Origin of the sequence: Streptomyces sp. NPDC058525 (assembly GCF_042719495.1) — a bacterium.
Lineage (GTDB): Bacteria > Actinomycetota > Actinomycetes > Streptomycetales > Streptomycetaceae > Streptomyces.
Genome location: NZ_JBHXNP010000042.1, coordinates 1 through 12,465, shown reverse-complemented (window position 1 = coordinate 12,465; position 12,465 = coordinate 1). Strand labels below are relative to the sequence as shown.

General features: G+C 73.4%; 15 protein-coding genes. 6 read left to right on the top strand and 9 right to left on the bottom strand.

Annotation, left to right across the window (positions count from 1 at the left end; genetic code table 11):
- Positions 1–110: 110 nt before the first annotated feature.
- The 3 genes from ACFWP3_RS20450 to ACFWP3_RS20440 all read right to left on the bottom strand — a co-directional run bounded on the left by ACFWP3_RS20450 (position 111) and on the right by ACFWP3_RS20440 (position 2,977).
- On the bottom strand, positions 111–1,088 hold the full coding sequence (locus tag ACFWP3_RS20450; RefSeq protein ID WP_384222900.1) for a hypothetical protein: 978 nt from the start codon (positions 1,086–1,088) through the stop codon (positions 111–113).
- 303 nt (positions 1,089–1,391) lie between these two features.
- Positions 1,392–1,931, bottom strand: a complete 540-nt coding sequence (locus tag ACFWP3_RS20445) for a SixA phosphatase family protein (protein ID WP_384222897.1) — start codon at positions 1,929–1,931, stop codon at positions 1,392–1,394.
- 158 nt (positions 1,932–2,089) lie between these two features.
- On the bottom strand, positions 2,090–2,977 hold the full coding sequence (locus ACFWP3_RS20440; RefSeq protein ID WP_384222895.1) for an NAD(P)-dependent oxidoreductase: 888 nt from the start codon (positions 2,975–2,977) through the stop codon (positions 2,090–2,092).
- Positions 2,978–3,024: 47 nt separating this feature from the next.
- Between ACFWP3_RS20440 and ACFWP3_RS20435 the strand changes: the two genes are divergently transcribed.
- Positions 3,025–3,375: a winged helix-turn-helix transcriptional regulator gene (locus ACFWP3_RS20435; RefSeq protein WP_384222893.1), complete on the top strand. Its 351-nt coding sequence runs from the start codon at positions 3,025–3,027 to the stop codon at positions 3,373–3,375.
- Positions 3,376–3,590: 215 nt separating this feature from the next.
- Here ACFWP3_RS20435 and ACFWP3_RS20430 read toward each other — a convergent pair whose 3' ends face one another.
- Entirely contained in the window at positions 3,591–4,178 is a 588-nt protein-coding gene (locus tag ACFWP3_RS20430; RefSeq protein ID WP_384222890.1) for a TetR family transcriptional regulator, read from the bottom strand.
- Between the two features lie 97 nt (positions 4,179–4,275).
- Between ACFWP3_RS20430 and ACFWP3_RS20425 the strand changes: the two genes are divergently transcribed.
- On the top strand, positions 4,276–5,259 hold the full coding sequence (locus ACFWP3_RS20425; RefSeq protein WP_384223027.1) for an aldo/keto reductase: 984 nt from the start codon (positions 4,276–4,278) through the stop codon (positions 5,257–5,259).
- A 393-nt stretch (positions 5,260–5,652) separates the two neighbouring features.
- On the opposite strand, the gene ACFWP3_RS20420 is transcribed toward ACFWP3_RS20425, so the two are convergent.
- Genes ACFWP3_RS20420 through ACFWP3_RS20405 form a run of 4 tightly spaced genes read right to left on the bottom strand, consistent with a single transcriptional unit; the run spans position 5,653 to position 10,093 of the window.
- On the bottom strand, positions 5,653–8,064 hold the full coding sequence (locus ACFWP3_RS20420; RefSeq protein ID WP_384222888.1) for a SpoIIE family protein phosphatase: 2,412 nt from the start codon (positions 8,062–8,064) through the stop codon (positions 5,653–5,655).
- Between the two features lie 55 nt (positions 8,065–8,119).
- Positions 8,120–9,151, bottom strand: a complete 1,032-nt coding sequence (locus ACFWP3_RS20415; RefSeq protein ID WP_384222886.1) for an iron-containing redox enzyme family protein — start codon at positions 9,149–9,151, stop codon at positions 8,120–8,122.
- Positions 9,148–9,420 carry a CDGSH iron-sulfur domain-containing protein gene (locus ACFWP3_RS20410; protein WP_384222884.1) on the bottom strand — a complete coding sequence of 91 codons (273 nt, stop codon included), beginning with the start codon at positions 9,418–9,420 and terminating at the stop codon, positions 9,148–9,150. Before ACFWP3_RS20410 ends, ACFWP3_RS20415 begins: the two co-directional genes overlap by 4 nt.
- The gene (locus ACFWP3_RS20405; protein ID WP_384222881.1) at positions 9,404–10,093 is read right to left on the bottom strand and encodes a HemK2/MTQ2 family protein methyltransferase; all 690 of its coding nucleotides are present in this window, start codon (positions 10,091–10,093) and stop codon (positions 9,404–9,406) included. The genes ACFWP3_RS20410 and ACFWP3_RS20405 overlap by 17 nt, the downstream gene beginning before the upstream one ends.
- 155 nt (positions 10,094–10,248) lie before the next feature.
- Here ACFWP3_RS20405 and ACFWP3_RS20400 point away from each other — a divergent pair, with 155 nt between their 5' ends.
- From ACFWP3_RS20400 to ACFWP3_RS20385, 4 genes are all read left to right on the top strand, one after another.
- On the top strand, positions 10,249–10,824 hold the full coding sequence (locus tag ACFWP3_RS20400) for a DUF2231 domain-containing protein (protein ID WP_384222879.1): 576 nt from the start codon (positions 10,249–10,251) through the stop codon (positions 10,822–10,824).
- Positions 10,825–10,932: 108 nt separating this feature from the next.
- Positions 10,933–11,256, top strand: a complete 324-nt coding sequence (locus ACFWP3_RS20395) for a plasmid stabilization protein (RefSeq protein WP_384222877.1) — start codon at positions 10,933–10,935, stop codon at positions 11,254–11,256.
- A gap of 139 nt (positions 11,257–11,395) precedes the next feature.
- On the top strand, positions 11,396–11,749 hold the full coding sequence (locus ACFWP3_RS20390) for a PRC-barrel domain-containing protein (RefSeq protein ID WP_384222874.1): 354 nt from the start codon (positions 11,396–11,398) through the stop codon (positions 11,747–11,749).
- 26 nt (positions 11,750–11,775) lie between these two features.
- On the top strand, positions 11,776–11,991 hold the full coding sequence (locus ACFWP3_RS20385) for a hypothetical protein (RefSeq protein ID WP_384222872.1): 216 nt from the start codon (positions 11,776–11,778) through the stop codon (positions 11,989–11,991).
- 132 nt (positions 11,992–12,123) lie between these two features.
- Here the strand turns inward: ACFWP3_RS20385 and ACFWP3_RS20380 are convergent.
- Positions 12,124–12,465 (bottom strand): amino acid ABC transporter ATP-binding protein (locus tag ACFWP3_RS20380; RefSeq protein ID WP_384222869.1); only part of this gene is annotated, 342 nt, incomplete at its 5' end.

Genomic DNA, 12,465 nt, shown 5'->3' with positions numbered 1-12,465 from the left:
GGGCGCCGGCGGGAAGGCTGACGGGGAGGGGGTTCGGGGTACGGCGTCGAGCGGTGGGCCGGTGGCGCGGTGGCGGAGCCGGCCGTTTTGCCCGGCGCCCGTGACCCGGCTCAGCGTCCGGTCGAGGAACGCTGTTTGCGGTAGGCCGCGGCGGGGTCGGAACCGTTCAGGTAGTACCAGGGGAACTTGGTGACGCGGCCCTCGGTGGCGTCGAAGCACTCCCGTGCGGCGTCCCGATCCCCGGCCAGGGAGAAGGCCATGGCGAAGGTGTTGAGGACCTGGATCCAGGCGCCCCGGCGCTCGAAGTCCGGGTGCCGGAACGAGTGGTCGGCCGCCTCCCGCAGGGACGCCGTCACCTCGGGCCGGTGCATGTAGGCGGCGTCGGGTCCGGCGTCGAGGGAGAGCCACTCCTCCAGGTGCGCGACCGCGACGAGCTGGCCCAGGAGCGTGCCGCCGGGTGCGCCGAACGCGGACGTGCGCGCGAAGGCGTGCATCTCCTCGTGCGATCCGCCCCATTTCTGGCAGACCTGCTGCAACTGCTGCTGGTGCGCTCCGAGATGGTGCGGGTCGCGGCGGACCGTCGCCTCGAACCTGCGGCGCGCGGCGGCTTGGCCGACTTCGAGGCCTCGGCCGGTGATCTGGAGGCCGTACCAGGGCGAGCTCCACCGCGGTTCGCGTTCCGCCACCTCGTACAGCCACTGTTCGGCCGTGTGCAGGCGTGCGTGGAACACCTCGAACTGTTCGCGCGAGACGTCCTTCGCCCGTGCGCCGGTCCGGGCTTCCCATGCCCAGCCGATCTGGCGGATTCCGGCCACGAGCCGGGGCAGTGTTGCCTCGGGTTCCGCTTCGAGGACCGCGGCGATCCACCGCTCCGCTCCCGCGGTCTCACCGACGGCCCACAGCAGCTCGGTCCGGTCCTCGCTCTCGGGACGCGCTTCGAGCACCGCCCGTACCGTGGCCCAGTCCCCCGCCGAGGCGGCGTCCCGTACGCGCCGCACCTCGGGATCGCCCGAGTCCTCCTGCACCTGCGCGACGGGCCGGCCTGCCCATTTCCCCAGCGTGAGCCCCCATTGACGGAGCAACGCCATGTCCCCACCCCTTGCCGTGTTCGAACGGGGAGGCCATGGATCACCCCCTCGTGAAGGTAGTGACTATCACGCGTGACCGAAAATCGCACACTGGATTGTGAGGCGTGCGCGTGGGCGAACACCTGGTGGGAGCTCCCGTTACGGAACGCCGAACCCGTTCGACGCAGGGCGCGCGAGCCGACGCGGACGCGCGGGCCGGGTGGCCGAAACCCACATGCCCCGTACGGCGTGCCACGGCGACGACCCCGCCGCGGCACGCCGCCGTGCTGCCGGGTACAGCCCGTCAGCGCCGGGCGTCGCCGGTCAGGGGGACGGGGACCAGAGGGCCGCCAGGGTGCCGTGGCCCGGGGTCAGCGCGTCCCAGCCGTCGGCCAGGTCCACCACGACGACTCCCGAGGTGGGGAACCCGTCCCGGAGCCGTTCCAGCAGTTCCGCCGGGCCGCTCCCGCACAGGGCCGAGGCCAGTTCGTGGATGCCGGAGTTGTGACCGACGAGCAGCACGTTGCCGAGGTTCCCGGACCGCGCGGAGAGCACCTCGACCAGCACGCTCGGAGCCGCGTCGTAGAGCCGGTCGTCGTACACCGTCGGGGGCGGGCTCGTCAGGGCGGGCAGCATCAGCTCCCACGTCTGCCGGGTCCTGCGCGCCGGGGAGCACAGGGCCAGGTCGGCCTGGTACCCCGACCCGGCCAGCCAGCGCCCGGCCTCGGGGGCGTTCGTGCGGCCCCGGTCGCTCAGGGGGCGGTCGAAGTCGTCCGTCTGCCCCTTGGGCACGGCCTTGGCGTGCCGGACCAGCAGCAGCCGGCGGCCGTTGCCGCCCGTGCGGGCCGAGGGTTCCACGGGCATGGTCGTCTCCTTCGGCGCGGGGCTGGTACAAGGCCATGGTGCGGCCGCCACCTGACGTACGCATGTGCGAGCCCTCCGACGGAGGTCCGCACTACGCCGCCCGGGCCCCTCCCCCGCCGTGGACGGCCGGGCCCGGGCGCGTCGGCCCGTGCCGGCCCCTACCGGCGGCCCAGGAGCTCGGCGATGCGGATGAACCCGTCCGCGCCGTGCCCCCGTCCGACGGCTCGGCGGGCCATGCCCTCGGCCGCCCGCATCACGCCCGCGTCGATGCCGTGGGCCTCGGAGGTGTGGACGATGTGCGCCATGGACGAGACCGCCGAGGTGATCGGGTTGTCCTCCCCGGAGAACGTGCCGCTGTCCATGTCCTGCGCGGCCCCTTCGAAGATCGGCGGGAGGATCTCGCCGATGCCCTTGGCGAAGGGGGCCAGCTCCCGCGCCGAGATGCCTTCCGCCCGCGCCACGGCCAGCGCGTGCGCGTAGCCCGACATCGCCGTCCAGAAGATGTCGAGCAGGGCGATGTCGTACGCCGCCGCCCGGCCGATGTCCTCGCCCACATGGGTGTGGGTGCCGCCCAGCGCTTCCAGCGACGGCCGGTGCTCGCGGTAGAGCTCCTCGGGGCCGCTGTGGATGAACACCGCGTCGGGCGTACCGATGGTCGTGGTCGGCGTCATGATCGCGCCGTCCAGGTAGCGGATGCCGTGCGCGGCCGCCCAGGCCGCCGTGTCCCGGGCCCGCTCCGGGGTGTCGGCGGTGAGGTTGACGAGCGTGCGCCCCTTGAGCGCACCGGTGACCGCGTCGGACCGCAGCACGGCGTCGGACGCATCGTAGTTCACCACGCAGACCACGGTCAGCGCGCTCGCGGAGACCGCCTCCGCCACCGAGCGCGCGCCGAGCGCACCGCGTTCGACCAGCTCGCGGTCCCTGCCCGGGGTCCGGTTCCAGACCGTGGTCCGCAGGCCCGCGTCCAGGAACGCGCGGGCCAGGGACCGGCCCATGGGGCCCAGACCGAGCACGGTGACGGCAGACTGTTCTGAGGGGGTGGACATGCTGAACTCCCGTGAGATGACGACAATCGCTGATGAATGAGGTGGCCATGACGCGCGGTCGTGCCCAGGACCCGGATGTCTGCGGAGTGACGGCCGCTATCGCCGTGATCGACGGCAAGTGGAAGACCGCTCTGCTCTGGCTGCTGGAATCCGGCCCGCACCGCCCCGGTGAGCTGCGGCGGCGACTGCCGGGCCTCAGCGAGAAGGTGCTGACCCAGGCGCTGCGCGAGATGGAGACGGACGGGCTGGTGCACCGGGAGGTGCACGACGTGCTGCCGTTGAAGACCGTCTACTCCCTGACCCCGTTCGGCCGTGAGCTCTCCGAGGCGCTGAACTCCCTCTCCGAGTGGGGCCACCGCCGCCTGGAGAAGCTCAACGAGGCCTCGACGGCTTCCTGACGCAGCGGCGCGCCCTCCGTTCCTCCTCCCCGTCCGGATCCGCCCGACCGCGCCCGACCGCGCACGACCAGCTTCGCCCCGGTGCCATCCGCTGCCAAGTACCCACAAAAAGGTGGCTGCTACGGGCGCACGGCGGGGCAGGGGCCGACGATGGGGCGGAGGCCGGGGCGGGCGCGGACCCCGCGGGAGCGGCCGCTACCGCCTCGGCGCGCGGCTCAACCGCCGCTCCCGGGCGGTGCGGTGGTCCGGCGTACGGCCTCCACCACCGCCGCGCGGTGGCGGGCGATCCGCTCCGCCTCCCAGCCGGTGCCCGTCCCGCCGTCCGCCGGAGCTCCCGCCGCGCCGAACCAGGCCTGTGACAGGGCCATCACCAGCGTCAGCACATCGGCGGCGTCGGTCCCGGCGTCGATGCGGCCCGCCTCCTGCGCCTGCCGGACCGCCGCGATCTTGCCCGCGTAGGACTCCGCCTCCGTACCGGCCGACTCGGGGCGCTCCAACTGCTTCCAGAGCACGAGGCGCATCAGCGACGGGCGCTCGATGAGGTGGTCGAAGACGGCGCCGGCGTAGCCGGGCAGGTCGTCGGCATCGAACGGCACGGACTCCGAGCCGGTCTCCAGCGCCCGCTGGAGCACGGCGTCGAAGAGCTGCTCCTTGTTGCCGTAGTAGACGTAGATGAGCCGTTTGTTCGCCTGCGCCGCCTCGGCGATGCGGTCGACCCGCGCGCCTGCGATGCCGTACGCCGCGAACTCGGAGAAGGCCGCATCGAGCAGGCGTGCCTTGGTCGCGCTGGAATCCCGTGCCATGCCCCGAGCCTAGCAAGTAACTATCTGGTTATTGACATGAAGCCCCGGCGCGTCGCATGCTGCATCTATCCAGTTAGTTACTTACCGGGAGATCATGATGGACATCCGCGCACTGGGCACCCAGGGACTCGAGGTCGGCGCCGAAGGGCTCGGGCTGATGGGCATGAGCGCCCACTACGGGGCCACGGACGAGACGGAGTCGCTGGCCACGATCGACCGGGCCCTGGAGCTCGGCGTCACCCTGCTCGACACCGCCGAAGGCTACGGCCCCTTCCGCAACGAACAGCTGCTCGGCAAGGCCCTGGCCGGCCGCCGGGAGGCCGCCGTGATCGCCACGAAGACCGGGGTCGAGTTCACCGACGAGGGCGCCTTCCGCGGCCACAACGCGACCCCCGAGTACATCCGCCACTCGCTCGACCGGTCCCTGCGCCACCTGGGCACCGACCACGTCGACCTGTATTACCTGCACCGGATCGACCCGGACGTGCCCGTCGAGGAGAGCGTCGGCGCCCTGGCCGAGCTCGTCGCCGCCGGCAAGGTCCGCCACATCGGCCTGTGCGAGGCCGCTCCGGCCACCATCGCCCGCGCTCACGCGGTGCACCCGCTGGCCGCCGTACAAACCGAGTACAGCCTCTTCGAGCGCGGCATCGAGCACGACGGCGTCCTCGACACCCTGCGCGAGCTCGGCATCGGGCTCGTCGCCTACTCCCCGCTCGGCCGGGGGTTCCTCTCCGGGGCCGTCACCAGCCCGGACGACTTCGCCGAAGACGACTTCCGCCGCACCGACCCCCGTTTCCAGGGCGAGAACTTCCACCGCAACCTGGCCGTCGTCGACCGGGTCCGCCGCCTCGCCGCGGAGAAGGGGGTCACGCCCTCGCAGCTCGCGCTGGCCTGGACCCTCCGGCAGGGCGCGGTGCCCATCCCGGGCACCAAGCGCCGCCGCTACCTGGAGGAGAACATCGCCGCCACCGCCGTGACGATCAGCGACGCGGACCTGGCCGCCATCGACGCCGTGGCCCCGCACGGCGTGGCCTCGGGCGACCGCTACGCCCCCGAGCTGATGAAGTCGCTGAACGGCTGACCGGCTGACCGTCAGGTCACGGGCTCCGGGGTGGGGCTGGGCGGAACGGGATCGTTGGGCGGGGTACCCATGGATGTCCTCTCCGGTCGGGAACGCAAGCCGCTCTACCGGGACCGGGGTGCGGGTGTCGGCGGGGGTCCGGGCACCGGCTCCGGTCCGGGAACGGGTCTCGGGACCGGCCTCGGCGTGTGCGGATCGCCGGGGAAGACCGGCGGTCCGGTCTGCGCGTGCTCGCCCGTGGGCGCGTGTGCGTACGTCGTCATGGTGGATCGGCCTTTCGCGGTCGGCCTTCTCACTGCCGCCCCTGCCCGCTCTCGTCCGGCCGAATCCCCATCGTGCCGACGCCGTGTCCGCCCCGTCCCCGTACCGCTCGGACCCCGCCGGGGCCTCGGCTCATCTGCCGCCCGGGAGGTGGACGTGCACGACGCAGATGTCGTCGCGGCGCCCCGGCCGCCGGGCGGCGAGGGTGCGCGCGAGGAGATCGCCCCGGCCTTCGCCGATCAGCCGCCGGGCCGTGACGGCGAGCCCGGCGAGGCCCGCTTCGATGTCCTCCCCCGGCTCCTCGACGAGGCCGTCGGTGTAGAGGAGGAGGTGGTCCCCGGGCTGGAGGCGCAGGTCGGCCTGGGCGTAGGCCGAGTCGGGGTCGGCGCCGAGCAGGTTGCCCTCGGGCTGTGGGAGGTACCTCGCCTCCCCGTCGCGGATCAGCAGCGGGGGCAGGTGCCCGGCCCGCACCCACGTCAGTCGGTGGTCCCGGGGACCGTACCGGCCCATCACCATGGTCGCGGTGGTCACGCCGGAGTCCCGGGCGGTGTGCAGCAGGAGCCGGTTGAGCCGGGCCAGGATGTCCGGCAGGGCCGAGCCGGTGATGGCCATGCCCTTGGCCGTGAACCGCAGCTGGGCCATGGTCCCGACGGCGGCCAGCCCGTGACCGGCCACGTCGCCGACGACGAACAGGGCGCTGTCGTCCGGGAGCCCGATGGCGCTGTACCAGTCGCCGCCCACGTTCAGGCCCCGGTCGGCGGGCAGGTAGGCGACGTCGACGCGCAGGCCGGCGAGTTCCAGCGACTGCTGGGGAATGGGCAGGAGGGTGTGCTGGAGGTGGGCGGCGAGGGTGCGCTCGGCCTGGAGCATGCCGGTCTGTACGAGGACGGCGCGTTCGCTCGCGAGCAGGGCGAGTTCGGCGTCCCGCAGGGCGGTCACGTCCTGGAAGAACCCGTGGACCTCCACCGGAGTGCCGTCCGCGTCGGCCTGCGCTTCGGCGACGATGCGCACGTGCCGGATCCCGGCCGCCGTCGTGATGCGGAACCCCTGGTCCAGCGCCTTGCCGTCCTCCAGCAGCCGCCGTACCGCGCGACCGAGCCTCGGCAGGTCCTCGGGGAGGACGTGCTGCGGCAGCTCCTCCAGCCTCATCGGCCCGAGGGCCGGATCCCGGTCGAAGACGGCGTACACCTGGTCGGACCACACCACCGTGTCCGTCACCAGGTTCCACCCGGCGGAGCCCAGATTGCCGAGCCGCTGCATGTCGGCCAGCCGTCGGCTCTCCCGCTCGTCGCTGTCGTGGCGGACCCAGGAGACGACCAGGCGGCCGTCCAGCCTGGACGCCCGTACGGAATACGTGGAGCGCTGCGGGGCCCCGCCGGCCACCTCCTCGTACACGAAGGGCTCGCCCTCGTAGACCACCCCGGTCGTCAGCGCGTCCAGGTAGCCGTCCCACAGGGCGGTGCCCGCCACCGTCGGATAGGTCTCCAGGACCGACCGGCCGACCAGCTCCTTCCCGCGCCGTCCGGCCACGTCGAGGGACTCGGGGGCGGCCGCGTCGATCCGGAAGTCCTCCACCTCTCCCGTCTCCGACCGGACGGGAGTGAGCAGGGTCGCCGGTCCGGACAGGGCGTCGAAGATCCGCTGCACCTCGCCCACGTGCTCCTGCGCCGGTTCCGCGGCGCCGGCCCCGCCCCGCACCCGCAGGGCGTCCGCGCACAGCCTGACGGCCCGGCGCAGCAGCTTCCTCGTCGCCGCGTCGAACGGGCCCCTGCGGGTACGGAGGAATCCGACGACCGTGACGACCGGTCCGTCACCGGGCACCGGGAGCCAGGCCCGCGACGGCCACCGCCCGGGCGGGTCCCCGATCAGCAGGTACCGGACGGCGTCCTGCCGCGGATCCTCCAGCCACACCGCCTCCCGACCGGCGACGGCGTCCAGCGCGGCGACTCCGCTGAGCGGAGGGATGTGGCACCACTGCTCGGCGAGGCTCTGGGCGACCCCGGCGTGTCCCGCCAGCTCCAGACTCCCCGCGACCGCCTCCGTGTAGATCAGGACGGCGTCGACGCCGGCCGGGCCCGCCAGTGACTCCGCGAGCAGCGCCGCCACGTCGTCCGCGGTACCGGTCCTGGTCAGGCCCTCGGCGAGCCGGGCGAGGGGCCCGCCCGGGCCCTCGTCCGCGCGCCTCGTGCCCAAGACGTACCGGGCCGTGCCGAAGGGTGAGACGGGCAGCTCGGCCACCAGGTCGGTACGGGCCCCCGCGGGGCCCGGTTCCGCGGCCGCGCCCACTGCGCCGAGGGTGTACCAGCACTCCTCCATCAAGGTCCGCTCGCCGCGGGCCGCGCGTTCGCTCAGCAGCCGGCCGGCCGTCTCCGCGGACACGTTGTCCCTGGCCATCAGCACGCCCTTGGCCCGTTCCAGGACGGCGGCCATGGACGCCACGCCCTCCAGGTCCTCCAGCTCGGCGCGCAGCCTGGCGACGACCTTGGCGAGGGCCAGCACCTCCGGGCCGACCAGACCGTCGGCGAGTGCGGGATCGCCCGTCATCTTCCGAGCATGACACGTCCGGCCGGACGTGGGCGGCGACGGCGACGGCGACGGCTCACGGGGAGCGGCGCAGCGCGGAGCGCCCCTGGTCCCAGGCCTCGCGCAGGTGCGCGCCCAGGCGGTCCTCCAGCAGGACCGTCGCCGTGCAGCCGAACGCGATGTCGGGCTCCAGACGCGGCTCGTCCGCGAGGAGTCCGCCGATCACCTCGCGGCGCACGACCTGTTCGTGCACGGCGTCGGCCTCGACGTGCTCCGCGTAGAAGTGCTCGGCCGCGGGCCCGGCCCCGCACCGCCGCATGGCCTTCGCGAGGCGGCGGGAGCCCGGCGAGGAGGTGACCTCGACGCAGGCGAAATGGCCCACGAGTGCGCCGCGCAGCGCCCGGTGCAGGCCGAAGAGGGACATCAGGTTGACGGTGGCCAGCAGCGGGGCGGGGGCGTGGTCGAGGTAGTGGCCGTACGTGGTGTCCAGGTCCAGGTCGGACATCAGATCGGCGAAGAGCCGCGCGTGGATGCGGGCGGCCCGGCCGGCGCCGAACTCGTCGTACTCCACGGCGGCCATGCCGGCCTTGGCCCGGCCGGTCAGCCGGGGGATGACCCAGACGTGCGGGTCGGCCTCCTTGAGGTGGTACAGGGAGCGGAGCGCCGCGTACTCCCGCAACTGCCAGAGTTCGCCATCGGTTTCGAGGTGGCGACTGAGGCTGCCCGTCAGGTCCACGGGCTCGACCAGCAGGGGCGCGAAGGCCTCGTCCACGGACCTCGGGGCTTCGCGGAGGTCGCCGCGCAGTGCGTGCAGCATGCGGGTCTCCAGGGCCCGGCGCAGCCGCAGGAGGTCCGGATCCCACTCGCGGTCGTCGTCGACGCCTTCGAAGCCCCGGTAATGGAGTTCGTAGAGGAGGTAGAGCGCGAGCTGGAGGTCCTCGCCCCACGGATCGGCCGCCTCGACGGACGCGGCAAGATCGGCGGGGTCGGCGGGGCCGGCCGGCGGCAGGCCGGTGCGCAGGGAGTGCACCACGATGCCGGAGAGCTGGCCGCGTCCCGCGACCAGGGCGGGGCCCGGGGAGACGGCCGGGCCGGCGGCGGCCGTCATCGGGGGCTCCTGTCCTCGGGGGCGGGCTGTTCGCGCGGGCGGTGGCTGGTGTCGCACCAGGGGTAGAGGCGGCTGCGGCGGCAGGTGCACAGGGCGACCACGAAGCGGTCGGAGCGGGCCACCGTCCCGTCGTCCAGGACGACCTCCACCGGGCCCTCGACGAGGACGGGCCCCTCCGGGTCCATGCTCACGCGGCGGGCGGTGGCGCGGGCGGACGGCTCGGCCGCGGACCCCTGGGCGCGGCCACCGGTGCTAGCGGGATTCGGCACGGACGATCACCAGTTCCTCCCGCGTCTCGCCCTGGTCCGCGAGGCCGTGCCGTTCGAGCCAGGCCCGCCGGGAACGCAGGACCGGCCCCCAGGGGACCGAGGTCCGCAGCGTCACCTCCGCCGACAGGCCTGCCCGCTCCAGGCCGGCCACGGTGGCGCGGGCCCCGCAGAGGGCCGAGTGCACCATGAGCAGGACGCCGCCGGGGTGCAGCAGGGCCGGGGCCCGCGCGCAGATCCGGTCGATGACCTCCCGCCCGGCGAGCCCGCCCTCCCAGGCGCGCCCGGCCCCGTGCGAGGGGAGCCGGGCCCGCGGCGAGGGGACGTAGGGCGGATTGGCCAGGATCACGTCGAAGCGGCCGCCCCGGGCACGGGCCGCGAAGTCGCCGTGCACGACCCTGAGGGGCAGGCGCCGCCGCAGGGCGTTCACGCGGGCCGAGACGACCGCGGGCCAGGACACGTCGACCGCGGTGACGCGGGCTCCCCGCGCGGCGGCCAGGAGCGCGAGCGCGCCCGTGCCGGTGCCGATGTCCAGTACGTCGGTTCCCGGCGCCAGCTCCTCGTGCCCGAACGCCTCGGCCAGCAGCCGGGTGTCCGCTTGTGGCCGGTAGACACCGGGTGGGACGAACAGTCCGGGCGGGATCGTTCTCATGGTCGCGGCAGCGGTGGCCGACATGCGTACCTCCCGGTCTGCCGCGCCCGCCGGCTCTCCGGAGCCGGGCGCGGCGGGTTTTCGCGCGGCGGGTCGTCGTAAGGGCGGCTACCCGGCCCCCGACGCTCTACCCGTCGCACCGCCGGTGAGGGATGCCGATTGCCGGGTAGGCGCCCCGCATGAACGCCGTACACGCTGTGAACACTCACCCGAAGGCCGGCCCGGCCCTGGACACCGCGTCGGCGTGGTGGCTTGCGGCCCTGGACCGGATCGAACGGAGCACCGCGGCCGATCCGGCCGTCCGGGTTCTCCAGCGGACCGTCCGGTCGCTCCCGCTGGGCGAGGCACGGGCGCTGCTCCGGGGCCGGCCGCTGGGCCATCCGCTCCATCCCGTGCTGGTGCAGGTACCGATCGGGTGCTGGCTCTCGGCCGCCGTGGTGGACGCCGTACCGGGGTCGCAGCGCGCGGCCACGGCCCTGACCGCCGTCGGACTGGCGGGGGTGGCTCCGGCCGCGATCGCGGGCTGGGTCGACTGGGCGGACCTGCCACCCGAGCAGGCTCGGGTCGGTCTGGCCCACGCCCTGTCGAACGGCGTCGCCGTCGGCTGCCACACGATGTCGCTGACCGCCCGGCTGCGCGGGCGCGGTCTGAAGGGCAGGCTGTGGTCGTGGGCCGGGCTGCTGGCGGTCGGCGTCACCGGGGCGCTGGGCGGCCACATCGCCCATCGGCAGTCAGGACGGGGCGGCACGGGCTGAATGGGCCGGCGCGGCCCGGGAAGGGGCCGTACGGATCCGGCGGATCCGGCGGATCCGGCAGATCCGGCAGATCCGGCACGGCCACCGCACACGAGTCAAGGAGTCACCATGCCTCGCGGTTCCAGCGCCAAGCGCGAACGCCAGTACGAGCACATCAAGGACAGTGCCGAGAAGCGCGGCGAAAGCACGAAGCGTGCCAAGGAGATCGCCGCGCGCACCGTGAACAAGGAACGGGCCCGCTCCGGGGAGTCGAAGAGCGCGAGCCGGTCCTCCACCCAGGACATGTCCTCCGCCCAGCGGGGCGGACAGCGCTCCCACAGCGGCTCGCAGGGCCCGACGAAGGAGCAGCTGTACAACGAGGCCAAGCACCGGGGCATCGAGGGCCGTTCGAAGATGGACAAGTCGGAACTGAAGCGCGCCCTCGGCCGCTGACCGTGCGTGGTCCCCCGGCTGCGCCTTACAGGGGAGTCGCCGGAGCGCCGCCCGCGCGGCTCCACCGGGTGCGGGTGATGGTGGACAGCCTGAACGGCCTGGACGGCAGCAGTAGCAGCGAGCGAGGAAAGCAGCAGCGATGACGAACGAAGACATCTGGGGTTACCGCGACGATTGCGGCTACGAGACCGGAACCGACCTGACCGGGTTCAAGGTCGAGGCGACCGACGGGAGCGTCGGGAAGGTCGACGAGCACTCGGACGAGGCCGGAGCCGGCTACCTCGTCGTCGACACCGGCATGTGGATCTTCGGCAAGCACGTGCTGCTCCCCGCCAGCACCATCCATCGCATCGACCCCGCCAACGAAACGGTCCACGTCAACCGGACGAAGGACCAGATCAAGCACGCCCCCGAGTTCGAGCGGGAGAAGCAGCCCCGCGACCAGACCTACCTCGAGCAGTTCGCCAAGTACTACGGCATGCCGCACATGTGACACCTCGCGAGCGACAAGGAGCACCGATGTCTTCGGACGTGGTTGAACGCTTTCTGGCGGCTCTCGATCCGGCCCACCGGGAGGCCGTCGGCGGCAAGGCGCGCGAGGAGCAGGAGCGGCTCGCCGCCGCGTGGGAGAAGGAGCTGGAACAGGACACCGACCTCGACACCCTGGACGAACTGTCGCCGCCGGCCGCCGAACAGGAGGCCGCCCGCCGGGTCGTGGAACGGCTCGCCGACTAGGCACGGCCGGCCCGCGGCAAGCCCGTAGGTCCGCGCCGCCCGGCTCGCATGCCGGGCCACCGGAGCGGCATGCCGCTGTGCCGCACGGCGACGTGGTCACGTGCGGCACAGCCTGCTCCGCGAGGGTCTCGGCTACAGCACCTTGGACAGGAATGCCTTGGTGCGGTCGTGCTGGGGGTTGCCGAGTACGTCGCGGGGGTGGCCGGACTCGACGACGACGCCGCCGTCCATGAAGACGAGGTTGTCCCCGACCTCGCGGGCGAAGCCCATCTCGTGCGTGACCACGATCATGGTCATGCCCGACTCGGCCAGGTCCCGCATCACGTCCAGCACGTCACCGACCAGCTCCGGGTCGAGCGCGGAGGTCGACTCGTCGAAGAGCATCAGCTTGGGCTCCATCGCCAGCGCACGCGCGATCGCCACCCGCTGCTGCTGCCCGCCCGACAGCTGGGTGGGATAGTTCCCGCCCTTGTC

Bases quoted from the DNA above. Each gene is read 5' to 3' on its own strand.
- ACFWP3_RS20405 (WP_384222881.1), bottom strand. From the start codon at position 10,093: ATGTCGGCCACCGCTGCCGCGACCATGAGAACGATCCCGCCCGGACTG.
- ACFWP3_RS20420 (WP_384222888.1), bottom strand. From the start codon at position 8,064: ATGACGGGCGATCCCGCACTCGCCGACGGTCTGGTCGGCCCGGAGGTG.
- ACFWP3_RS20435 (WP_384222893.1), top strand. From the start codon at position 3,025: ATGACGCGCGGTCGTGCCCAGGACCCGGATGTCTGCGGAGTGACGGCC.
- ACFWP3_RS20440 (WP_384222895.1), bottom strand. From the start codon at position 2,977: ATGTCCACCCCCTCAGAACAGTCTGCCGTCACCGTGCTCGGTCTGGGC.
- ACFWP3_RS20450 (WP_384222900.1), bottom strand. From the start codon at position 1,088: ATGGCGTTGCTCCGTCAATGGGGGCTCACGCTGGGGAAATGGGCAGGC.
- ACFWP3_RS20430 (WP_384222890.1), bottom strand. From the start codon at position 4,178: ATGGCACGGGATTCCAGCGCGACCAAGGCACGCCTGCTCGATGCGGCC.
- ACFWP3_RS20425 (WP_384223027.1), top strand. From the start codon at position 4,276: ATGGACATCCGCGCACTGGGCACCCAGGGACTCGAGGTCGGCGCCGAA.
- ACFWP3_RS20400 (WP_384222879.1), top strand. From the start codon at position 10,249: ATGAACGCCGTACACGCTGTGAACACTCACCCGAAGGCCGGCCCGGCC.
- ACFWP3_RS20445 (WP_384222897.1), bottom strand. From the start codon at position 1,931: ATGCCCGTGGAACCCTCGGCCCGCACGGGCGGCAACGGCCGCCGGCTG.
- ACFWP3_RS20385 (WP_384222872.1), top strand. From the start codon at position 11,776: ATGTCTTCGGACGTGGTTGAACGCTTTCTGGCGGCTCTCGATCCGGCC.
- ACFWP3_RS20390 (WP_384222874.1), top strand. From the start codon at position 11,396: ATGACGAACGAAGACATCTGGGGTTACCGCGACGATTGCGGCTACGAG.
- ACFWP3_RS20415 (WP_384222886.1), bottom strand. From the start codon at position 9,151: ATGACGGCCGCCGCCGGCCCGGCCGTCTCCCCGGGCCCCGCCCTGGTC.
- ACFWP3_RS20395 (WP_384222877.1), top strand. From the start codon at position 10,933: ATGCCTCGCGGTTCCAGCGCCAAGCGCGAACGCCAGTACGAGCACATC.